Raw genomic sequence first — 22,746 nt, 5'->3', positions numbered from 1 at the left:
CCGGGATCAGGTAAGCTATGGGCGGTTCTTCACCGCGATGATCTCCGCCGCAATGCTAATGGCAATCTCTTCAGGGGTATGGCTGTTAATAGGTAGTCCCACCGGGGCATATATTGTGGACAACTGTTTTCCGGGAATCCCTTCTTCCAGGTAGCCGTCAAACATGCTGGTTATTTTGCTTTTACTACCAAGAATACCAAAATACCTGAGTGTTTTATTCAGCAGGGCCCTGACGGCAATATCGTCGGTTCGATAGCCAACCGTCATCACCACCACATAATGTTGATGGCCTGATGGTATTTTCTCTGCCAGCTCACTGTAGTCACCCAGTGTATACTGTGCATGCGCAAAGGTATTCTGCAGGAGTGTATGGAGACCGGGACGGTCATCATATACATGAACGTAAAAGTCCAGTTTATTCATCAGCGCTGACAGCGCCAATGCGCAATGCCCCGCCCCTACTATATGCAGATGCTGACGGTAACCAATGGCGCCCCGGTAATACCAGTCTGAAGACGAGATCATAGTCAACTCATGAGTAGGCTCGCTTACCGCTTCCGGCTCAAAACGGAAACCGGCAGGAGAAAGGTGCAATACGCCATACTGATGTTGCTGCAGGCAGCGTATAATCTGCTGCACAGGCCCTGTATCGGCATCTCTTACAGGATAGAGGAGGATCGTTTGTTCACCGGAGCAGATCATCCCGCTCTGGTTCTTTGCAGCATGTTTGTTATGGATCTGCCTGCGGACAGAGATAGCCGCGGTATGTTGCTGCAGCTGCTCTTTCACCATTTCCACAAACTTATGTTCCATAATGCCTCCACCTATAGATCCTTCCATCTGACCGGCAGCGTTCAAAGCCATCAGGAAACCTGCCCGGCCGGGGCTGCTGCCCTCACTTTGCAATACATAGAGCAACATGACGGGTATATGCTGTTCGAGACTGCTATTTATCAACTGCCAGGTGGCCAACTGTTTTTGCATGCTGTTCGGAGGCGGTGTTCACCGGTTTTGAGTATAAAGCCATCAATACTTTTTCTGGTGTCATAGGAGCTACAAACGGGATATCAGCAGCAGGATTAAATGCGGAGATCGCATTCCTCAATGCAAACCAGGCTCCTATTCCATACATAAGCGGCGGCTCACCTACTGCTTTTGAACGGAAAATGGCCAGGTTATCCTGTGTTGTTTCCAGCGCATGGATGGCAATTGTTTTCGGCGCTGCATAAATATCAGGTACCTTATAGGTAGAGAGTGCATTGGAACGCAGGCGCCCCCCGGCATCGTAAACAACTTCCTCTATCGTCATCCATCCAATACCCTGAACAATCCCGCCTTCCATCTGTCCTTTGTCAATGGCGGGATTCATGCTGGCGCCAAAGTCGTGCACTACTTTCACGGCGTCTACGGTATAGGTACCCCGCAGACAGTCTACCGTTACCTCCAGTATTGCTGTGCCATATACATGATAAGCAAAGGGATGCCCTTTTTCCTTGGCCGTATCAAAATGTATTTCAGGGGTGGCATAGTGCCCATGCTCTGAAAGGCTCACTCTTTTCGTATAGGCCGTCATCACCAGCTGCTTCCAGTCCCAGCCGCTGGGCTGATTGTTTAAAAGCACCTGCTCATCCTGTAAGGTAATGGCAGTCAGCGGTACCTGCATTTCATCTGCCGCTACCTGTTTAAGCCTGTCTGCAATCGCATTGCAGGCTATCAAGGTGGCTTTGCCATTCAGATCAGCAGTGGCACTGGCCGCAGAAGGGGAGGTATTGGCGATACGGAATGTGCTGGTAGGTTGTATCCTGATCCTCCCGGCTTGAATGGAAAAGGTTTGGGCGGCCACCTGGAGGATCTTGGTGTTCACCCCCTGCCCCATTTCTACGGCGCCGGTGCTGATGCTTACGCTGCCATCGGTATATACATGCACCAGCGACCGCGCCTGGTTCATAAGTGTTTTGGTGAAAGAGATACCAAAGCATACCGGCATAAAAGCCATGCCTTTCTTGTATAATTGATTGGCGGCATTAAAAGCGGCTATGGATTGTTCTATGGCAGCAGCATCGTACAAGGCCGCTGCTTTTTCCCAGCACGCTAATGCCTCACTCTGCGCACGCTGCCCATACGGGAATTCATCACCGGTATGATGCAGGTTCTTTTTCTGGATAACGGAGGCAGGCACGCCCAGTGATGCGGCGGCTTTGGCAATGGCCGCCTCAATGACAAACATACCCTGCGGACCTCCAAATCCGCGGAAAGCCGTATTAGGCGGCAGGTGTGTACGGCAGCTGTAAGCCGTGGCCTTTACATGGGGAATAAAGTAAGAATTGGTGCAATGGAACAAGGTACGTTCCAGCACGGCAGGCGACAGATCTGCCGCTGCGCCTGCATTCTGGTAAAAGGTTACCTCGTAGGCCTGTATCTTCAGTTCACTGTCTAACCCAATCCTGAAATCTGCAGCATAGGGATGGCGTTTACCTGTCATAGCCAGATCTTCCATCCGGTGCAGGGAATACTTCACAGGTTTTTTCAGGTGATGCGCGGCCAGGGCACATAACGCAGCCCAGGTATTGGCCTGATCTTCTTTTCCGCCAAAACCACCGCCCAGGCGGGTTACCTCTACCTCCAGCTGATGCATGTGCAGCCCAAGTGCTTTTGAAACAGCGCGTTGCACGGCAGTAGGCCCCTGCGTGGAAGAATAGATCCTGATCACATTATTTTCCTGGGGAATAGCGTAGGCGCCCTGTGTTTCTATGTACAGGTGCTCCTGTCCGTTTGTATAAGTGCTCCCTTCGAATACATGTGTACATGACGACCAGGCCTGTTCCGTATCGCCCAACTTAAAAGTCCGGGGTGGAATGATCAGTTCTCCCAGCGCCTGGGCTTCTCTTGGATCGGTGATTACCGGCAAGGGGGCAATATCTGCCTTTATCTTCTTCACCGCTGCTTTGGCCGCTTCGGCGCTGGTAGCCACCACAAAGGCCAGCGGCATGCCGCAAAAATGCGTTTCTCCATCGCCCAGCAAGGGCTCATCTGGAATAATACCGCCGATCTGATTCTCGCCCGTTATGTCTTTAGCAGTAAATATTCTCACCACGCCCGGCATCTGCGCCGCAGCGGCAGTATCCAGGAAACGGATAGTGCCGTGCGCTACCGGGGAACCGAATGCGGCCCCGTATAAAGTTCCGTTCAGCACCGGGATATCGTCCAGGTAGATAGACGCCCCCCTTACATGCGTACATGCATCTACGTTAATCATTCTGCAATATTTAGTACCTCTTCCGTCCTTAACTGAGGAAAGAGGGTCAGGAAATGTGCCCTGATCAATTGTCCGAGCAGGAGGCGTTTATAATCCGCGCTGCCCCGGGTATCGCTGATGGGGCTTATTTCTGTTTGCGCCACCCTGACCACTGCATTGACCAGGCTTTCTTCCAGGCGCCGGCCCTGCAGGAAGACAGCTGTCTTTTCCAGGAGCATAGGCACCGGTGCTACTCCGCCGGCGGAAATGTTTACCCGGGCAATGACATCCTGTTCCATCTGCAGGCTGATAGCGGAATTCACGCTTGCTATATCCAGGTTGATACGCTTGCTTACCTTTTCAAAATTGAACATATGGGACGGAGATGGCAACCGGAACCAGATCTTCTCAATATATTCCTCCGCTGATTTATCCAATGTTTTATATCCTTTGTACAAACGGCTTAATGGCAGTTCTCTTGACTGCGCCCCGGTGCTCAATACCAATGTAGCATCCAGGGCCAGGAAGAAGATGGTAAAGTCGCCAATAGGGGATGCATTGATAAAATTACCAGCTATGGTAGCCATGTTGCGTATAGGGGTAGACGATACCAGCTTTACATACTGATCTATGCGCGGAAAATACGCCCTGATCAACGGCGAAACCTGCAAGTCTGTAACGGTTACGGAAGGCCCCAGCACACAGCGGTCTGCATTTCTGGAAATACCGTTGAGCCACTGCTGACCGAAAAGAAAGCGGATCGCTTTCTGCTTCATTTCCTCCGGGTGCTGCACGTATACATCTGTTCCTCCGCCAACAAAATGTGCGGCTACATCATCTGCCGCTTCAAATTCACCATTGAGGGATGCCGTCAGCGTATTCAGCCGCTCACTGATGCCGGCAAACCACGCGGGCAGTAACTGTTGTGATACGGCGAAGGATATGGGAGCGGTATTGTTCCGCTGCTCCACCAAGCGGGCTACGCGTGCTGCAGCGCGCTCTATGGATTTATAACCGGTACAGCGGCAGATGTTGCCGTCAACTGCAGCAATGGCGTTGGCAGCAGTAGGCGGCTGCTTACCCAGGCAGAAGCCTGTTAATGACATTACAAAGCCAGGCGTACAGAAACCGCATTGCGTGGCAGATTCATCACACATTGCCTGCTGAACCGGGTTCAGGGTATCCATATTCACGCCTTCTATAGTAATCACATGTTTACCATGCACATTACCAAGCGGTGTGAGGCAGGACGTGAAAGAGCGGTATTGCACCTCATGCCCGTTATACGACCCTATGAGTACGGTACAGGCCCCGCAGTCGCCCTCATTGCACCCTATTTTGGTACCGGTAAGATGCTGGCGGTAACGGATAAAGTCCAGCAGCAACATGCCCGGCGGCATGTCAGTATGGATGGTGTCATTATTGAGGATAAATGTGATCAAGGCCCTTGGTGCTGTTCTATCTAAATTTACCACAATTAGGGCAATAACGGACACTGCCAGCCCGTTTTTAAGGACATATCTGAAATAGCATTTCAATATTTTGAAAACTAGTAATTAATACATTATATTTACCGAATTACCTTAAATTAAACAACTTAAGAGCGATTGTCCCTGTTCCTGTATTACCTGGCGCTGCCATTTGTTTACCTGGTATCGCTGCTGCCATTTCCTGTACTTTACCTGCTATCAGACGGTATCTATTTTCTGCTTTATTATGTAGTTGGTTACCGCAGAAAGGTGGTAGAAGAAAACCTGCGCAATGCATTCCCCGATAAAAGTGAAAAGGAAATAAGAAAGATATGCCGGGAGTTTTACCGCTACCTGTGCGATCTCTTTCTTGAAACCTTCAAAACGCTTACCATCAGTAAAAAAAAGATGGTACAGCACTGCAGCTTTCATCCTGACACGGTAGCGTTGTTTAATCAGCTGGCGACAGATAAAAAAAGCGCGATACTGGTAATGGGACATAAAGGTAACTGGGAATGGGCCGGCAATACCTTCAGTATACTTTGCAGTCAACAGCTGTATGTGATCTATCATCCGCTGGCCAACCCGCATTTTAACGGCCTGATATATAAAATGCGCACCCGTTTCGGTACCCGGCTGATCGCCATGCAGGATACTTTCCGGGACATGCTGGCGCATCGTAACGAGGTAAATGCAACTGCGTTTATAGCAGATCAGACACCTCATCCGCAAAGCGCCCACTGGATGACCTTTCTTCAACAGGATACTCCTGTATTCAAGGGGACTGAGAAAATTGCACAAAAGATGAACCAACCGGTGGTATATGTGTCCGTACAGCGTATAAAAAGAGGATACTATACCGTGATGGCGGAGTTATTATTCTCCCAGCCTGCCGGTACCCGGGACAGTGAGATCACAGAAGCGCATACGCAAAAACTGGAAAAAGATATTATAGCACAGCCGGCAACATGGCTATGGTCACATCGCCGCTGGAAACATAAACGAATTTAAAATACTGTATTCCTATCCTATGCTAAACGGAAAAGAATTAATCCTGGCTACCAAGCCCTTTGCCCGCGAGATCAGGTATAAAAGCTGGCTCTACACCTGGTCCACGCTTACCTTACTGCTGCTGTCGTTAGCGGGCACACTGCTCATGCCACATTTTACCCTGCAGCTATGTTGCAGCATCCTTGCCGGCCTGCTGATTGTACGTATGTTCGTTATCTATCATGATCATCAGCATCATACCATCCTGCACAGGTCGTGGCTGGCAGACATTATTATGACCGGCTTCGGTATATATGTGCTGGCGCCCACCAGTATATGGAAACGCTCTCACGATCATCATCATAAACATAATTCCAAACTGTTCAGCGCTGATATTGGTTCCTATCCGATCTTCACCAGGAAGAAATTCCTGTCACTGCAGCGGGGCCAGCAACGGGCATACCTGGCAACCAGGCATCCGCTTACAATTGCTTTTGGCTACCTGTCGATGTTCCTGCTGGGCATGTGTCTGAAACCCTTCTTATCCAGTCCGCGCAAACATGTTGACTCCCTGCTGGCCATCATATTGCATATAACCGCTACTGTGCTGGTCATCGTGCTAATGGGCTGGCAAAGCTGGCTGTTCTTCATATTCATCCCGTTCTTTGTAGCCTGTGGTATTGGCGCCTATCTTTTTTATGCGCAACATAACTTCCCGGGTGTTTCTTTCAACACAAACGAAGACTGGTGTTATCATGAAGCCGCATTACTTTCTTCAAGCTATATTGAGATGCACCCCGTGATGGCATGGTTTACAGGCAACATCGGCTATCACCACATACATCATCTGAATGCACGTATTCCCTTCTATCGTCTGCCTGAAACAATGAAAGCCATACCAGGCCTGCAACAACCCAAGACCACTTCACTGCGGTTCCGGGATATATATGCCTGCTTCCGGCTTAAGGTGTGGGATGCGGACAGTAAAGAAATGGTAGGTATTTCATAACACACATCTAGCTTAAGCGTTTATACCAGCAGTTTCCTGTCTATAGCACACTTAACCAGCATAGCCGAATTACGGGCATTGAGCTTTGCCAGCAGGTTTTTACGATGGCTGTCTACCGTAGTGGCGCTGATGAATAGTTTTTCTGCTATTTCAGGATTGGTATAACCTTCTGCAATGAGCAGCAGTATCTCTTTTTCTCTCCTGGTCAGATGCGGGTAACGTTTACCCGCCGGCCTTGGCTCTTCATTCATGGCCTGCGCCGCATCAACGGAAAGATAGGTTTGACCGGCGTGTACAGCGTGAATGGCCTGCAGCAGCTCCTCCTTATCAGCATCCTTCAGCACATAGCCACTGGCGCCGCTGTCCATCATACCAGTTACATATTGTCTTTCTTTAAAGAAGCTGAGGCCCAGCACTACCACTTCTGGATACTTGGCTTTGATGGCAGCGCAGAGGTCAATGCCGCTGATATCGGGCAGGATACTGTCCATCAGGATAACGTCTATAGAATGGTCAATGAGGAATGACAGGCAGGATTGTCCGTGGCGGGTTTGGCCTACCAGTTCAATATCAGTTTCGGAACGGAGAAGGGAGCACAGGCCCTCCAACACTAATGGATGGTTATCTACAAAATACAGGCGGATCATGGTCATTAATTTACAACAAACACTATTTTGGCACAGTTAACCCGGGCTAATCTGGAAATACAGGTTTAGATTACCACAGTAATATAATAAAAAGCGTTGAAATCACGACAACAATAAACACCTGTCCCAGGCGGGAACGGTATCTTTATCCAACGAGGCGATCAGCGAAAGGCCGATACCGGCAATACCTTCCAGTAGATTATAACAGTTCTCATAGGTAGGGCTGTTAAAAAATTTATATCCTGCGGGGCCATCTTTCCACGTATTCATCTGAAGGGTTTGTTGTGTCCAGTGTGCAGCCCCCTCTGCCAGCAAGGGATCGCCGGTAGCCAGTGCGGCACGGCGGAAGATCTGGGCAATACCGGCGCTGCCGTGGCACAGGCAGGCGTCGTTCACGCTGCCGTTCTTTTTGTCGCGGTGTTGAATGGTATGTTCAAAAATATCGTATGCTGCCTGGCGGTACTGCTGGTTTTGAATACGGTGACCGGTATTCCAGAGGGTAACGGCAATACCCAGATCACCGTAACACCATCCCAGCCTGCTTTGTTTACCATGCAGCGCTTCATTGTTCATGTCTACCAGCGATGGATACAGGGAAGTAAGGTCGGTTTCCGGCTTGTTTTTTAAGGACAACAGCCAGTTTACACTGCGATCTATCAGCGTTCGTGCGGTTTCAGTTGCAATGCCTTTTTCACAGATCATTCCCAGGATGGTGATAATAGCCGGCACTCCGTGCGCCAGGCCGAGGTTAAAACAATCCTGGTTACCCAGCTCCTGGCTGGTACGTGAAAAATGATCTTTCCAGCTGATACCGTTGGCGGTTTCCTTTGCCGTTCTTTCGAGCAGCATTACCACTTCTTTCAAATATGCTGCTGCTGTTGGATGAGGCAGGCGTTCCAGGAAGTAGAGGCTTATGCCGAGTCCCTGGTGAAGGAAATCGTAATTATTATCGCGAAGGTCCGTTATCATGAAATCACCCAGGATACTGTCTGCCTCTTCAAAAATATCCTGCATGCCATCCCCTTCGGCAAAGCCGGCCTGCATCAGGTGCTGTATACACCAGCCGATACCTGCAACGCCGCTGCAGTGGGAAAGGATCATTTCCTGTTCGGATAATGCCTGTATGCTTTTCAGCAACACCTCATGCACTTTCTTCAGGTGTTTGCTTTTACCGGTAAGATTGTGATAATAAGCGTAGAACAATGCGGTACCGCTATATCCGTTCAGCAGCCCGGGATGAGGCTCCTGCTCAATAAAGCTGTCAAGTTCCTGGCTGATCTGCTGTAATACTTTGCCTGTCTGTTTTGCTTGATCCATAACGTAGTTAAATTTAAATAGCAGCAACACAAATTCCAGGTGCTGCTGCTAAAATACGGCTTATCCATGTTACCTGCCGCTAACCAATCAGTGTGCACATAACGGTAGTAGCAGGGCGAACGCCCAAATAATCTCAGAAACGGCAGGAATCTTCGCTGCATATTTCCGCCCCCTGACTGATGTTATCCGTGCAGATCCGGAGGCTGCAAAGCACGCTGCAGGTACCAGCGGTAAGTGCCATGTTTCCTTTCACTATTTCCTGTTTGGATTGGCTCAGGCTGGCAATTTTGATCTTACCCAGGCTGAGCTTGCGGCCTGATTGCTTTTTCATACAAATACAGGTTTAGAGGTGAATAAAATAAGATAAAAAGTCCGCCATATACACGACGGACTTTTCCATTCATAGTTTAACTTTTAGAAAATGCAGGAATCTTCACTGCATATCGGAGCGCCCTGACTAAGACAGGCAAACTTAATAGAGTTGGCCATATCAATGTTAAGGGTTCCCTGTTTTGACTTGGTAAGGCTGGCAATTTTAACTTTGTCCAGCTGCAGTTTCTTAAAATTTTTCTTCTTCATTGGATTACAGGTTTTGGTTAAAGCTTCCCGTTGTTATCTGAACTGATCGGGTGGCGGAGGGGTAGTGCATGGCCTTGTAGGGCAAAGTACGCTACAGGTGATCGGGATAGAGATCACCGCTTCGCCTTGCGGCATTCCAGGCATTGACTGGCTCAGAGGGGCAATTTTTATCTTGCCAAGGCTTAGTCTTTTTAAGGGTTGCTTTTTCATGTGATGAAAGTTTTTTAGGTTATACCAAAGCGGTAGGCGGAGGGCATTTTAATGCCAGGCTGCAACCAGTGTAAGTGGGTTTTTGAGCCTCCGGCGCAGCATTACTCAGTTTAGCGATCTTGATCTTGCCAAGGGACAGTTTTTTTTCCATTCCTTTTTTCATAATGAAGACAGTTTAGATTTGAGAATAAGAGTAATATAAAAAGTATAAGGGACGCCCAATATGTTGTACCTGCTCAGCAGATACTTCATATAAGATGTCCCCCATAAATGTTGCTACATTCCGGCTATACGCCTGACAATTCTTAAAAGTAAATAAAAATACAGGTAAAGCGCCTCATGTAAAAAGGGGATTTTTTACATTTACAGGACTATATTATCACCGCTTGCTGACAAAAATATCCCTGTTTAAGGGGATGTATGCCATTATCCAAATACGCTAATTTTCATTTTTAATAACCTGTGAGACATGATAGCAGCCAAAGATTTTTACTTAATAAGAACGCCCCTTTTACCACTGAACTTCCTGGATCAATTCAACAATATATCTGCACCGCAAGTACATGACAAGGTTAAAACCATCTTTACCCAACCTTACCTGCTGGAAGCGATCTACGTTGCCTCGCCCGAACTGTACCAGGAGCTGTTGAAATGGCAGGACGGCCGCCTAAGCGGTGAGAAAGAAGTAAATAAACTGGTATCTGCGCTATTCAGGTACCTGCTGCGTATGTGCACGCGCTGTACGCCATACGGGCTTTTTGCAGGATGCGCTACCGGCCGCTTTGATGCAACGACCCATGTCGTATTATCGCCTATGGAATCGCATAAGAAGCACTGCCGGCTCGATATGAACTATGTGGCAGAACTGGCCGCGATGCTCACCCGCATACCCGCTATACAACAACAGCTGATCTATTTCCCCAATAATTCATTGTACCAGGTTGCCGACACTTACCGGTATGCCGCATTTACCATCAAAAACAAATTCAGGCATTATGACCTGACATCCGTGAACTGTACGGATTATCTTGAGAAGATCATCCATACAGCCGGTAATGGCGCCACTATTGACACGCTGTGTCAATGCATTACAGATGATGAGATCACTATAGCAGAAGCGAAAGAATTTATACAGGAACTGATTGACAGCCAGATACTGGTAAGTGAGCTGGAACCGACCGTTACCGGCGAAGAGTTCTTCAACAGCCTCATTCGGAAGCTGGACGCCCTGGAGCATTCCGGAGAACTGACCGCCACCCTGAAAAATATCCGCAGCCTGCTGTTAGATCCGGCAGCAAACACAGATAAATACCTGCAAACTCATGCACTGGTAAAAGAACTGCTGCCAGATACCAACAGTAAAGACCTGGTACAGACAGACCTGTTCCTGGCCACCCGGCATAATACCATCAGCCATACCCTGATCAATGCCATACAACAGGAGCTCATACCGCTCTGGAAACTGACACGGTCCAATAACAACGGCGACCTCCAGCAGTTTTCCCGCGCTTTCCGCGAACGGTATGAAGACCAGGAGATCCCGCTGGCCGTTGCCCTGGATGCGGAAACCGGCGTAGGATATGCCGGTAACAATGGCGGCCACGCAGACAATACGCCGTTGATAGATGATATTTTCATCCAGAAAGGCCAGGAGAACAACAGCATCTCCTGGAACAAGCTGCATGAGTTCCAGCTGAAACGCCTGCATGAATGCCTGCGGCTGCAACAGCGGGAAATTGTGCTTACAGGTAAGGACCTGGACGAACTGAAAACAAATGACGCCCCTGCACTGCCCGATAGCCTGTACCTGATGGGCAGCATATTAAGCAGCAGCGCCGCAGCTGCCGATGAAGGCAACTTCCTGTTTGAACTGAGCACCTGCGGCGGCCCATCTGCCGCCAACCTCCTGGGAAGGTTCTGCCATGGGGATAGCACGCTTACAGAAAAGGTAAAAGCCTGCCTGGAAGAAGAAGCACAAACTCATCCTGACCATATTTATGCCGAGATCATACACCTGCCCGAAGCAAGGGCCGGGAACATCTTGCTACGGCCCAAACTGAGGGAGTATGAGATAGTATACCTTGGCAACGGCAGCGTAGACCCGGCACACCAGCTACCGGTAGCAGACCTCATGGTGAGCATACAGCCGGATAATACCATTATGCTCCGTTCAAAAAAGCTGAACAAGCGGGTCATTCCCCGTTTAAGCACCGCACATAACTACCGCGCCGGCGGCTTGCCCATCTACAAATTCCTGTGCGACCTGCAATTTCAGCAACTCAACACCGGTCTCGGATGGCATTGGGAGCACCTGGGCAATGAACCCTTTTTACCAAGGGTACGCTACGGAAAGATCATTCTCAGCAAATGCACCTGGGTATTGCAAAAAAAGGACTACCCTGAATTAACGACAAAAGATAAAAAAGGAGGTCCGGCCACTTCTTACGCTCCCCTGCTCCGTAAAATAAGGGAACAGTTGCAGTTGCCGCGCCACCTGGTAATTGCAGAAGGGGATAACGAGCTGCTCATTGATATGGACAATGAAGTCTGCTTGCAGATACTGGGCGCTACCCTCGTAAAGAAGGAACGGGTGGTATTACAGGAGTTCCTGCATACAGACGGTCAATGCTGGGTAGAAGGCGAAGGAGGCCGCTATACCAATGAAGTGATCATCCCGCTGAAAAGTACCCAGACCAGGTCACAACCCGCAGCCATTGTTCCTGCCCGTGTGGCACAGCTGCCTCAAAGACGGTTTGTTACCGGCAGCGAATGGCTGTACGTAAAAGTATACTGTGGCACAAGCAGCGCTGAAAGGATATTAAAAACCGCCATCAGGCCCCTGACGAAGGAGCTGGTTGAGGAAGGAATAATTGACAAATGGTTCTTTTTACGCTACGCCGATCCGGAACACCATATCCGGATCAGGTTCCATCATGCCAGCGATAAAGGATTCTGGAAAATAGTGCTGGAAAGGCTATACACAGCGCTCCGGCAGGACCTGGACAGCGGAGTGGCCTATAAAGTACAAACCGATACCTATGAGCGGGAGATTGAGCGTTACGGCGCCGCTACCATGGAATTAAGCGAGGATATCTTCTACTACGACAGTGAAGCCGTACTGGACACGATCGACCTGCTGGAAGGCGAAGAAGGCGAACATTACCGCTGGCTGCTGGCCACCAGGGGCATTGACATGCTCCTGCAGGATGCGGGCTATACGCTGAATACCAAAGCGGCATTGCTGAAAAGGATGCAGCAAAGCTTTTTCCAGGAATTTGGCGGCGACAAAGCCCTGCAGACTCAGCTGAACGATAAATACCGGGAACATATGCGGCAACTTGCCAGTTTCCTGGATCCGCAGCAAGACACAGAGAACAGCATAGAAGAGGTGACCGCCATTTTCACCCTACGCTCCATGCGAACAGTAAAAGCGCTGCAGGCGGCAGGCCTGCCCGTTCATGAGCAACTATCCAGCTATATCCACATGTTCCTGAACAGGATACTGCTCTCTAACCAGCGCAAACATGAGCTGGTGATCTATCATTGCCTGAGCCGGTATTACGAATCTCAGATCGCCATCCAGAAAAAACAACTACAGCAACAGCTCCGCAACCAGGGACTCCCTAATATATAAGCAGGCAGCCTAACCTGTTACCATCGCAGCCTGCATCCGGGTATACGAAAGAATATATCCGGAGCGGTGAAATATTGCATAATTTAGCAATTGCGGAAACGTTAATACATTGGTACGTTCATCTATTATCTAATCCATCACATTATGAAACTGAGGATAAAAAGGATCCTGATACTGGCCGCGCTCATTTTACCACAGGCATTGCAGGCGCAAACCAAGCTCACAGATGCGCTGATCAATGAATTTTCTGAAAAGGCGGCAGAGCGGTTCCAGCTGAAGAATGATCCTATACTGGTATTTATAACAGACCAGATGTCGCGTAGCGGGGCCGGCGGCCTGGAGGTAGACAAGACCATGGTAGAGCTGAAAAAAGACCCCGCTGCCCTGGATGCTGCATTGAAATACCTTTACCAGTATAGCGACTGTAACCGGCAACAACTGATTGCCAACCTGCGCTCCATGAATTTCGCCAGCAACAGCGTGTTTGCACTGGCTACCTATACTGTAAACAAGTTCAAGGGGGAAGCCAAAGACCTGATAGAGGAAAAGGCCACCCTGGCCAAAACCGGACAGATAGGCGCAACACCAACAGCCCCCGTTGTTCAAGCCGCACCGGCTGCCACAGCACCTGCTGCCGGCAATACCATTAGCACAGGCGCCAGTACGGCAGCAGCTACCACTTCCGCAACAGCCACCACCACTGCCGCAACACCGGCCCAGCCGGCGCCCGCAGAAGATCCTTACGACTGGGATGTACGTAATATATTCCCCATTACCAGCCAGGAACAGCTGGTAGCTAAATATGGCCAGGAAAACGTGGTTACCCGCGATGTATATGACCTGGAAGGTAATAACCTGGGCCAGGGCTACATTATTTTCCCGGATACGGATAACGAGATGGAGCTTTTCCTGGATGAAAACAAAGGGAAAGTGATCACCTTTACCAGGGAAAACTCTAAGTGGAAATCTCCCTTTGGTATCAAGGTGGGCGACCCGTTGGAAAAGATCGTAAAAGTTAACGGCCGCAACTTCCGCCTGAATGGCTTTGAGTGGGTGAACAGCGGTATGGTGTACAGCTGGGACGGCGGAGCCATGGACGGTAAAGGCGTGAGCCTAGTATTCAAGGCGTTTAACAGCGGCGACCCGAAATTATATGACCAGGTAACCGGTGATAAGAAAGTAAAAACCGATCAATCTGTATTAAAAAAACTGGGGGTTACAGTGGAAAAAGTTTCCTTTAAAACTACACCTCCCCAACCTTAACCGTTACCATCAGACTTGTTATTCCAGGTGCCGGCGCTATTGCAGCCGGCATCATTCATTTTAGCATGTTTTTGTCGTGTTTACTGACATAAACCTGAAAGGACTGAAAAGTTTCCTGCGTCCATTCTTCTTATCTAGCTTACCTGTTCTTGTTGGGTCCTCATCCTTTTCTAATCCCTCAATCGGTTGCAGGCATTATGCGGTATAACACTTATGTTGCATTTCCTGGGCTCCAGCCTACCTTCTGTCCATCATTATTTGCTAAATCGTTTTATGGTATATATATTGAGCAAAATTTTTTTCAACCAGTAATGCGTAAAAATTTCACTATGATTTAAACACGTCGGTAGTAAAAATTAAGGCAGATTTTCATTAAAAGTTAAAACTAAAACAAGAGAGACAAACACAGGGACAATTTGTAGTCAACCAATAATCTGGCGGAGCTGGGCCACGTTTTTAGCTTCCACCAGGATTTACTTTTTCTATCATTATTCTACAGCAATAGCTGCCATTATTCACTCTCAATCGTAAACAACAATCTATGAAAAGATTACTGATCTTTTTATGCCTGTTCTTATCTGCGTACCAAATGGTATCAGCTCAGGAGAAACGAGGCGTCACGGGTACTGTGAGGGACGCAGAAGGAAATCCCTTACCCGGTATCACTGTTCTTGAAAAAGGAACTAACAATGGCGCCGTATCAGATGGCGCCGGTAGCTTCAAATTACAGGTGAGCCCTGATGCCACCCTGGTATTATCAGGCATCGGCTTTGTAGCCCAGGAAATCCCTGTATCTGGCAAAACAAGTGTCGACGCAAGAATGGCGGTTGACAACAAGAACCTGGGCGAGGTGGTTGTAACCGCCCTGGGTATCAAACGTGAAAAGAAATCACTGGGCTATGCGCTCCAGGAAGTAAGCGGCGAATCGCTGACCAATGCCAGGGAAACCAACATTACCAATGCACTTACCGGTAAAGTGGCCGGTTTGCAGGTAGTACGCTCCAGCAATGGCCCTGCAGGGTCTTCCAAGATCGTGTTGCGTGGTTTTAATTCACTTACCGGTGATAACCAGCCGCTGATCGTGGTGGATGGTGTGCCTATTAACAACACTACCGGCGCTACCAACAATGACTACTGGAATCCTTCCAAGGATATGGGTAACGGCCTGCAGGACATCAACCCTGAAGATATTGAGAGCATGTCTGTGCTGAAAGGCCCCAGCGCGGCAGCCCTTTATGGCACCCGTGGTGGTAACGGCGTGATCCTGATCACTACCAAGACCGGTAAAAAACAAAACGGGCTGGGTATCACCTACTCTTCCCAGATAGGTTACTCAGAACTGTTTACTACGCCTAAAAAACAACGTTCCTTTGCACAAGGTACAGAAGGTGTATTTGACCCTGCTTCAGAAAACTCATGGGGCCCTCAGATCAGCGGACAAAATGTAACCGACTGGTCTGGCAAGCAGGTACAACTGCAGGCTTATGACAACACGGAGGCATACCTGAATAAAGGCCTTAATTTCAAAAACACCATCTCTTTTCAGCAGCAGGTAAGTAACGGAACTTCCATCTACACCTCCATTACGCACCTCACTGATAAGGGTATCATCCCCGGTAGCAAATTAGACCGTACCAACCTGACTGCCCGCGCGGTATCCCGCTTTGGCAAGGGTGACCGCTGGACAACAGATACCAAGATCCAGTACATCAATTCAAGGGCAAAAAACCGCCCGGCCACCGGTAACAACAATAGCAACGTGTTCAACACGCTGTATATGCTGCCTGTAAACCTGAATATCCGCGACTTCAGCGGTGCTACCAGGGACAACGGCAAGATGCTGTGGTATGGTTCCAGCCAGAAAGTGAATCCTTACTGGAGCCAGAGGTATGATCTGAATGAAGACGCCAGGGACCGTTTCATCATGAGCGGGTCACTGAAATATGACTTAACCTCCTGGCTGAATGCCGAAGTGCGTGCTGGTGCGGACATCTATACCACCAACTATGAAGCGAAGCTTTATTCCGGCAGCCCCTCTCCTGCCAATGGCAACTACAGCAACGGTAAGCAAACCTTCAACGAAACCAACTACAGTGCATTGATCAACGCGCGGAAAGATAACCTGTTTGGTAAATTAGGTGGATCTGCTTCTGTAGGTGGTAACCTGATGCGGCAAAAGAACAGCCGCCTGGACGCCAGCGCCGGGGAACTGCAGATACCCAACCTCTTTGCAATCAACAACAGCAAAAATAATCCTACCATCGACGAAAGGTATTCCGAGAAAAGGATCAATTCAGTGTACGGTACTGTTGGACTGAACTGGGATGCCTACTGGTTTGTGGACGCAACATTCCGCAATGACTGGTCATCAGCCCTGGCGCCTGCCAACCGCTCCTTCTTCTATCCTTCAGTGAGTACCTCTGTGATCGTAACTGATATGATAGACCGCTTAGGCGGCGAGGTTCCTGCCTGGATCAGCTATGGAAAGGTACGTGCTTCTTATGCACAAGCTGGTAACGACATGGCCCCTTATCAGTTGTACAACACATTCGAGGTTTCAAAAGACCCTAACGGTAACACCGTTATCAAAAGAAAGAATGTGCTGTTCGATGAAACTGTGAAAAATGAACTGATCAAATCCATTGAAGTAGGTGCTGAGATCAGGTTCTTTAACAACCGTGTAGGCCTGGACGCAACCTGGTACAAATCCAATGCTACCAACCAGCTGATTGACCTGCCGATGGACCCGCTGAGCGGCTATACCGCCAGGAAGATCAACGCGGGTAACATCCAGAATAAGGGTTATGAGATCATGTTGAACGGTCGTGTACTGGATCAGCCAACCGGCCTTACCTGGGATATGACTGTAAACTACTCATCTAACAAAAACACTGTTCTGGAACTGACTGACGGTATCACCTTATACCCGCTTGGTGGTTTTGATGATGTGCAGATCTACGGTTCTGCCGGTCAGAGATATGGTGAGATATGGGGTACTGCCTACCGTCGCGTAGAAGATGCAAGCAGCCCTTATTTTGGAAAAATCATCGTAGATGAGAATGGTTTGCCAACGTCTACAAGCGACAAAGTAAGACTGGGTAACCAACAGGCAAGCGGCTTGCTGGGTGTTACCAACACCTTCCAGTATAAAGGTATCTCCCTGGGCTTCCAGGTAGACGCCCGTTTTGGCGGAAAGATCTTCTCCGGTTCAATCAACTCTATGCAAAGAAGCGGCACATGGGAAGGCACTGTTGTGAACGGACAGCGTAATGAATTTGTGGTAGACGGTGTAACTTATGATGACAATACAAAAACCTATACTCCCAATACTACTGCCGTTGCTCCCCAGCAGTACTGGGTGAATGCCATTGGCAGAAACAACGTAGGTATCGTGGAAGCCAATCTCTATGACGCATCTAACGTGCGCCTGAGAAATGTGCAGTTAGGCTACTCACTTCCGGCTAAATTACTGGCCCGTACCCCCATTCAGCGTGCCAGCATCGGTTTCTCCTGCAACAACGTATGGATGATATCCAGCCATGCAAAAGGAATCGATCCGGAATCTGTATTTGCCACTAATACCAATGCGGTTGGTTTTGAAAATGGAAGCGCGCCAACTTTCCGCACCTTCCTGTTCAACTTAAACGTTACATTCTAATTGCTGAAAAAGAATCGTATGAAAAGTATCATAAAAAGTGCGTGTTTATTGCTTACAAGCGCCATGCTTGTGCAATCATGCTCAAAATTCGACGAGCTTGGCACAGATCCTAAATCTGCCAGTGAGAGCCAGTCAGAAGTAGAATATGCCCTTAACGGCTCCATTATAGGCGCTCAGATGAACCCTGACGTGGCCGAACGTTCCTTTGTACTGTACTGGAAAACTGCCGGCCGCCAACACAGGCAGGGTGGCTTATCCAGCGGCGGATATGATGACGGCTGGACAACCGCCTATTACAACCAGGTATCAGGCTGGCTGAATGGTGTTAACCTGGCTATTGAACTGGCGCAGAAAAAGGCCGCCAATGGTACCGCACAGCCTCACAATAACAACCTGCTGCAGGTAGCCCGCATATGGCGCGCTTACCTGATGAGTGAAGCTTCTGATAACTTTGGTCCTATCCCGATCCAGGGTTTCCAGGGAGTAAACCCTGAGTTCTCCAGCGTAAAGGATGTATACTATGCTATCCTGAAAGAACTGACAGAAGCGGTAGCTGCGCTGGATGAGAATGTCGCAAATCCCTCAGGTCTGGATGCCTACGATCCGGCCTACGGATATAATTACAACAAATGGAAACGCTACGGTAACTCTCTGCGTTTACGCCTGGCGATGCGTTTGTCTGAAGTAGATCCTGCCAAAGCCAAATCAGAATTCGAGGCTGCAGCAGCTTCCAATCTTCTGATCACTGATGCAGATCACACCTTCAAAGTACAGGAGAGAGATGGATGGAATGATCTGTCCGGAGTAATGAGCCGTGAGTGGAATGCGCAGCAACTGTCTACCACCCTTAACAACCTATACATAGGTTTAGGTGGTATTCCCTCTCAGAATCAGCTACCGGATTCACTGCATCCTTATATCAAACCTGCCAATTACCTGGGTTTAAGATTCGCCAACCACATCACTACTATGACCAACGATCCTGTTGCAGGATACTGGCTGGATGGTTTGCCAAATACAATAGACCCTCGTGCATATAAAGCATTCATTATACCCGGTCAGTTCAACAACCCGAATTTCTCGCTGTATCCTACTTATACCAATGATGCCAGGACTGTTAAACGTAACATGGAAGGCTATGGAGAAGTAGACGCAACTTTCACATGGAATGCAGCTACCAGCGGCGACTGGGGTGACAAAGGCGCGAGGAACTTCCTGTACAGCTATATTGGTACCAACCCCAGGCTGAGCCAACAGTTCAGGAGGAGCAACAGTCAGCGTATCTTCTTTGCTCCCTGGGAAACTTACTTCCTGCTGGCTGAAGGCAGCTTAAGGGGCTGGGCTACTCCCATGGCAGCGCAGGCAGCCTATGAGGCAGGTATTGCCAGCAGCTTCGAGTACTGGGGCGTTAGCGAATTCCTGGGTTCTTATCTTACTTCTCAAAGCTACAGCAGAACAGGTACATCCGTTTCCTGGTCACACGTAGCAGAGCCGCCCGCTACTCACACCATGAATTTTACAGATGCGTATAATAACGCAGCTGGCACAGCTAACATCGCTTATCCGTCCAATACACTGTATAAAGGCGGTAGCGTGAAGAATGACCATCTGACTAAGATTATCACGCAGAAATTCCTCGCGCAAGTGCCCTGGTTACCGCTGGAAGCATGGAATGATCAGCGCAGGCTGGGTTTACCATTCTATGAAAACCCTGCCATAGAAAGGGCGCTGCCTAACCTGCCTGCTTTGAACAGCAGCAACTATATGACCAGCAATATCGCCTTCTTCCCGCAGCGTATCAGATATCCCAGCAGCCTTGCCAACAGCAACCCTGCAGGATACCAACAGGCAGTAGAACTGCTTGGCGGCGCAGATGCAGTGTTGACACCACTGTGGTGGGCAAAGCATTAATGCGGAGTATAACGTAAATAAAAAAACCGGCTGATACAGCCGGTTTTTTTATTTATAGCTAACGTTGTTATGTTTACTGTTCCGCCAGATGGGAGGTCCGGATAGATGGCACCAGCTCCGTTGGATACTTTTTCTCCAGCAGCCGCTTACCCATGAGTATAAATGGTTTCTCCAACGTTCTGTAAAGCACATAGCCCAAAACAAAGTTGATCGCCACAAAAAGGATCAGCGCTATGACCACCGTGGTAACTTTATCGAATCCCAATGCAATAGTGTAATGTAATATTGCCGGTAACAGTAGCATGTGCAGCAGGTAAAGTGAATAAGAAATATCAGCCCCAAACTTGCCAACCTTCCCGGAGAATATCTTTTTACAGGCTTCAATGGCATTATATATCCACGCAGGTACCCTTTCCTTCAGCTCATGGGTAAACATAAAGACGGTGATCAGCATTGTTACCGCAAAAGAAATAGGCGGAATAACGCGTACACTGAGTACCAGTATAAACAGCAGATAATAAGGATTTAACCGCTTCAGCAGCACCTGCGACAGCAACATCCCCACTATGAAATAAAGGAACTTATGTATGATCAGGGAAGGCGCTCCAAAATCAACCAGCCTGCCAGGCCGTGCCCAGTTGCCGAATAATTTGTCTGCCAACACATACAGCCCCACAGATACCAGGATCGTCAATGGAACCCTTAACTGCGGGCGTTTAGTAAAGAAGAGGAACAACAAAGGGAAAAGAATATAGAACTGCATCTCCAGCGACAAACTCCAGGCAGGGCCCAGTAAGCTTACATTACGGCCAGGTACAAACCCATGCAGGAAAGTAAGATGCAGGAAAACATCCCAGAAATCAGGATACTTGCCCGGATCATAGGTAGTGTCAAAACGGGGCGCATGTCCTGAAAGATGCTGATAGCTGTCATACAGGAAACCGTTATTGACACTGAACAGCAGGTAGTTTGCCAGTATGGCCAGCGAGTAAAGCGGGAACAGGCGGAAAAACCTCCTGAGATAAAATTTATTGATGGTGGATGCTGCAGTGGGTAACTCCTTATCTTCCCTTAATGTATAATGATACATCATCAGGAAACCGGTAATGACCATAAAGCCATCTACCGCCGGAGTGGCGTCCATAAAAGGCCTCATGAAATATGGAAGCTGTGCAAAGGAAGCCCCGCCGATGTATTTATAAAAGTGACCCAGGGCTACCCATAGTGCGAGGCAAAGTCTTATTCCGTCCAGGAATTTAGTATCGTGCTTCAAGGCTTGCAGGTTTTTTAATCAGATTGGTTTTTGTAAAAATACATGATTCCGCCTGAAGTTTGAAACGGGTTCAGCTTCAAAGGAATGGCACACACTTTGCAAAAACCAGACCGTTAAAGCATGCCAGCAACATTGAGTTTTTATCAGATATATAAACAAATGAACGTAAAACATCATTACATAGAGATGTCCGTGCAAAAGGCCACTATTACTTATTTCAGGAATATTGATGTACTTATTTCAGGAATAGTTAATACCGCCGGAATATGCCAACTTTAATATTACAATAACGTAGCTTTAATAGGAGTAATGGAAAAACCTAATTCAGTAAACCAGCCAACATTTGACACCGCATTTCTTAACGGACTAAGAATAATACTTGCCCTGTGGGTGGCACTAGGACACTTTTACTACTATATAGGTGCAGATGAAGTTTTTCCTCTGCCCGTATTAGGTAAAGTGCTTCACCACAACTCCTCAGCGGTTAGCGGGTTTATGATCATTACCGGCTTTCTGATGACTTTCCATTATACCCTGCGTGAAAGAAAAGAACTGCCGGAAAAAAGGGAAACCTTTATCAAATTCTGGCTGAGACGCTTCTTCAGGTTGTATCCCATCTATTTCATCGCTATCATGGTAGCATTCTTCCTGCTACCTGTTACCAGGGATTTTGCCCACGCCAATGTGCGCTTCTTTACCGGAGAAACACCTCATTTCAAGTGGACCTACGATCCGGCGCTGAGCCCCGGCCTTAAAGATCTTTTTTTACATCTTACCTTCCTGCATGGCTTTTTCCCTGTGATCAACGCCAGCATACTGGGCCCAGCCTGGAGTCTTTCTCCCGAAGTGCAGTTCTACATTATCTTTCCCCTGCTGTACCTGGTTTTCTTTTACAGCAAACGAAGCAGCTTCCTGAAGCTGCCTTTCATTGTATTAATTGCAGGCGCATTATATATATTATCGTACAAGCTTTTCGGAGACGCCTCCATGATAAGGAAAGCCCGTATAACAGACCTCGGCCTTCCAACACTGGTTACCTACCAGCTGATCTACTTTGTTACAGGTATGATCATGGCCAAAGTACTGATCAACAAAACCGGTTATTTCCATTTGTTCTTCTGCTCATTTATCTGTATCTGCCTGAAGGTAGACATCTTTACCATTGGTATACTGGCAGCCATCCTGGTCTTTATGTTCAGCGAAGAACTGAAAAGCAATATGCCCGGCTGGGTTTACCGTATCCTGATCTTCTTCAAGCGATTACTGGGCGGCAAAGTTGGTACCATGGGCGCTAATTTATCCTACTCTTTGTACCTGATACATAGTTTCACATTGCAGATCATACTCTTCTACTCCACCAAACTGCCGGCAGGCAAACCACTTATTGTACTGGTTGCGCTTATTGCTTTCCTTGTGATCAATCTGCTGCTGAGCTATGTGTTGTACCGGTGGGTGGAAGAGCCGTTCATTGTTATCGGCAAAAGGATAGTTGACCGCAAATATCCTGCTGAGGTAAAGGTTAAATATACGCCTGCTCCCTAAGCCACTCTC

At 48.4% G+C, this 22,746-nt stretch carries 17 protein-coding genes; 7 read left to right on the top strand and 10 right to left on the bottom strand.

The annotated features are described in order from the left end of the window. Positions 1-15: 15 nt before the first annotated feature. Genes Q0577_RS25905 through Q0577_RS25895 form a run of 3 tightly spaced genes read right to left on the bottom strand, consistent with a single transcriptional unit; the run spans position 16 to position 4,677 of the window. The gene (locus Q0577_RS25905; RefSeq protein WP_298741551.1) at positions 16-984 is read right to left on the bottom strand and encodes an XdhC/CoxI family protein; all 969 of its coding nucleotides are present in this window, start codon (positions 982-984) and stop codon (positions 16-18) included. Beyond that, positions 947-3,256 carry a molybdopterin cofactor-binding domain-containing protein gene (locus tag Q0577_RS25900; RefSeq protein WP_298741549.1) on the bottom strand — a complete coding sequence of 770 codons (2,310 nt, stop codon included), beginning with the start codon at positions 3,254-3,256 and terminating at the stop codon, positions 947-949. The genes Q0577_RS25905 and Q0577_RS25900 overlap by 38 nt, the downstream gene beginning before the upstream one ends. After that, positions 3,253-4,677 carry an FAD binding domain-containing protein gene (locus tag Q0577_RS25895; protein ID WP_298741547.1) on the bottom strand — a complete coding sequence of 475 codons (1,425 nt, stop codon included), beginning with the start codon at positions 4,675-4,677 and terminating at the stop codon, positions 3,253-3,255. The genes Q0577_RS25900 and Q0577_RS25895 overlap by 4 nt, the downstream gene beginning before the upstream one ends. Before the next feature lie 165 nt (positions 4,678-4,842). Here Q0577_RS25895 and Q0577_RS25890 point away from each other — a divergent pair, with 165 nt between their 5' ends. Both Q0577_RS25890 and Q0577_RS25885 read left to right on the top strand, forming a co-directional pair. Next, on the top strand, positions 4,843-5,715 hold the full coding sequence (locus Q0577_RS25890; RefSeq protein WP_298741544.1) for a lysophospholipid acyltransferase family protein: 873 nt from the start codon (positions 4,843-4,845) through the stop codon (positions 5,713-5,715). Positions 5,716-5,734: 19 nt separating this feature from the next. Then, entirely contained in the window at positions 5,735-6,703 is a 969-nt protein-coding gene (locus tag Q0577_RS25885) for a fatty acid desaturase (RefSeq protein ID WP_298741542.1), read from the top strand. A gap of 20 nt (positions 6,704-6,723) precedes the next feature. Here the strand turns inward: Q0577_RS25885 and Q0577_RS25880 are convergent, their stop codons facing one another. The 6 genes from Q0577_RS25880 to Q0577_RS25855 form a co-directional block, all read right to left on the bottom strand. Then, on the bottom strand, positions 6,724-7,350 hold the full coding sequence (locus Q0577_RS25880) for a response regulator transcription factor (protein ID WP_298741540.1): 627 nt from the start codon (positions 7,348-7,350) through the stop codon (positions 6,724-6,726). A gap of 102 nt (positions 7,351-7,452) precedes the next feature. Beyond that, positions 7,453-8,667 (bottom strand): lanthionine synthetase C family protein, encoded by a 1,215-nt coding sequence (locus Q0577_RS25875; protein WP_298741539.1) that lies wholly within the window; start codon positions 8,665-8,667, stop codon positions 7,453-7,455. A gap of 133 nt (positions 8,668-8,800) precedes the next feature. Then, positions 8,801-8,998 (bottom strand): class I lanthipeptide, encoded by a 198-nt coding sequence (locus tag Q0577_RS25870; protein WP_298741537.1) that lies wholly within the window; start codon positions 8,996-8,998, stop codon positions 8,801-8,803. Between the two features lie 83 nt (positions 8,999-9,081). After that, positions 9,082-9,246 (bottom strand): hypothetical protein, encoded by a 165-nt coding sequence (locus tag Q0577_RS25865; RefSeq protein WP_298741535.1) that lies wholly within the window; start codon positions 9,244-9,246, stop codon positions 9,082-9,084. 33 nt (positions 9,247-9,279) lie between these two features. Next, positions 9,280-9,456 (bottom strand): hypothetical protein, encoded by a 177-nt coding sequence (locus Q0577_RS25860; RefSeq protein WP_298741533.1) that lies wholly within the window; start codon positions 9,454-9,456, stop codon positions 9,280-9,282. A 19-nt stretch (positions 9,457-9,475) separates the two neighbouring features. Continuing rightward, positions 9,476-9,619: a hypothetical protein gene (locus tag Q0577_RS25855; RefSeq protein ID WP_298741531.1), complete on the bottom strand. Its 144-nt coding sequence runs from the start codon at positions 9,617-9,619 to the stop codon at positions 9,476-9,478. 306 nt (positions 9,620-9,925) lie between these two features. On the opposite strand from Q0577_RS25855, the gene Q0577_RS25850 reads away from it, so the two are divergent. From Q0577_RS25850 to Q0577_RS25835, 4 genes are all read left to right on the top strand, one after another. Continuing rightward, complete coding sequence (locus Q0577_RS25850; protein WP_298741529.1) at positions 9,926-13,090, top strand: lantibiotic dehydratase; 3,165 nt, start codon at positions 9,926-9,928, stop codon at positions 13,088-13,090. 144 nt (positions 13,091-13,234) lie between these two features. Beyond that, complete coding sequence (locus Q0577_RS25845) at positions 13,235-14,353, top strand: hypothetical protein (protein WP_298741528.1); 1,119 nt, start codon at positions 13,235-13,237, stop codon at positions 14,351-14,353. Between the two features lie 541 nt (positions 14,354-14,894). Continuing rightward, the gene (locus Q0577_RS25840) at positions 14,895-18,011 is read left to right on the top strand and encodes a SusC/RagA family TonB-linked outer membrane protein (protein WP_298741526.1); all 3,117 of its coding nucleotides are present in this window, start codon (positions 14,895-14,897) and stop codon (positions 18,009-18,011) included. Between the two features lie 18 nt (positions 18,012-18,029). Continuing rightward, a complete protein-coding gene (locus Q0577_RS25835; protein ID WP_298741524.1) occupies positions 18,030-19,922 on the top strand; it encodes a SusD/RagB family nutrient-binding outer membrane lipoprotein in 1,893 nt (630 codons plus the stop codon). Positions 19,923-19,995: 73 nt separating this feature from the next. Here Q0577_RS25835 and Q0577_RS25830 read toward each other — a convergent pair whose 3' ends face one another. Beyond that, on the bottom strand, positions 19,996-21,195 hold the full coding sequence (locus tag Q0577_RS25830; protein WP_298741522.1) for an acyltransferase: 1,200 nt from the start codon (positions 21,193-21,195) through the stop codon (positions 19,996-19,998). A 309-nt stretch (positions 21,196-21,504) separates the two neighbouring features. Between Q0577_RS25830 and Q0577_RS25825 the strand changes: the two genes are divergently transcribed. Next, on the top strand, positions 21,505-22,737 hold the full coding sequence (locus tag Q0577_RS25825) for an acyltransferase (RefSeq protein ID WP_298741520.1): 1,233 nt from the start codon (positions 21,505-21,507) through the stop codon (positions 22,735-22,737). The last annotated feature ends 9 nt before the right edge of the window (positions 22,738-22,746 follow it).

The organism is uncultured Chitinophaga sp. (assembly GCF_937898475.1).
Taxonomy (GTDB): domain Bacteria; phylum Bacteroidota; class Bacteroidia; order Chitinophagales; family Chitinophagaceae; genus Chitinophaga.
The sequence above is the reverse complement of the archived record's forward strand: the minus strand, read 5'-3'. Positions and strand labels throughout refer to the sequence as shown.

What these genes read in the sequence shown, in the direction of transcription:
- Q0577_RS25905 (WP_298741551.1), bottom strand. Translation starts at nt 984, where the DNA reads ATGCAAAAACAGTTGGCCACCTGGCAGTTGATAAATAGCAGTCTCGAA.
- Q0577_RS25900 (WP_298741549.1), bottom strand. Translation starts at nt 3,256, where the DNA reads ATGATTAACGTAGATGCATGTACGCATGTAAGGGGGGCGTCTATCTAC.
- Q0577_RS25885 (WP_298741542.1), top strand. Translation starts at nt 5,735, where the DNA reads ATGCTAAACGGAAAAGAATTAATCCTGGCTACCAAGCCCTTTGCCCGC.
- Q0577_RS25880 (WP_298741540.1), bottom strand. Translation starts at nt 7,350, where the DNA reads ATGATCCGCCTGTATTTTGTAGATAACCATCCATTAGTGTTGGAGGGC.
- Q0577_RS25875 (WP_298741539.1), bottom strand. Translation starts at nt 8,667, where the DNA reads ATGGATCAAGCAAAACAGACAGGCAAAGTATTACAGCAGATCAGCCAG.
- Q0577_RS25870 (WP_298741537.1), bottom strand. Translation starts at nt 8,998, where the DNA reads ATGAAAAAGCAATCAGGCCGCAAGCTCAGCCTGGGTAAGATCAAAATT.
- Q0577_RS25865 (WP_298741535.1), bottom strand. Translation starts at nt 9,246, where the DNA reads ATGAAGAAGAAAAATTTTAAGAAACTGCAGCTGGACAAAGTTAAAATT.
- Q0577_RS25860 (WP_298741533.1), bottom strand. Translation starts at nt 9,456, where the DNA reads ATGAAAAAGCAACCCTTAAAAAGACTAAGCCTTGGCAAGATAAAAATT.
- Q0577_RS25855 (WP_298741531.1), bottom strand. Translation starts at nt 9,619, where the DNA reads ATGAAAAAAGGAATGGAAAAAAAACTGTCCCTTGGCAAGATCAAGATC.
- Q0577_RS25850 (WP_298741529.1), top strand. Translation starts at nt 9,926, where the DNA reads ATGATAGCAGCCAAAGATTTTTACTTAATAAGAACGCCCCTTTTACCA.
- Q0577_RS25845 (WP_298741528.1), top strand. Translation starts at nt 13,235, where the DNA reads ATGAAACTGAGGATAAAAAGGATCCTGATACTGGCCGCGCTCATTTTA.
- Q0577_RS25840 (WP_298741526.1), top strand. Translation starts at nt 14,895, where the DNA reads ATGAAAAGATTACTGATCTTTTTATGCCTGTTCTTATCTGCGTACCAA.
- Q0577_RS25835 (WP_298741524.1), top strand. Translation starts at nt 18,030, where the DNA reads ATGAAAAGTATCATAAAAAGTGCGTGTTTATTGCTTACAAGCGCCATG.
- Q0577_RS25825 (WP_298741520.1), top strand. Translation starts at nt 21,505, where the DNA reads ATGGAAAAACCTAATTCAGTAAACCAGCCAACATTTGACACCGCATTT.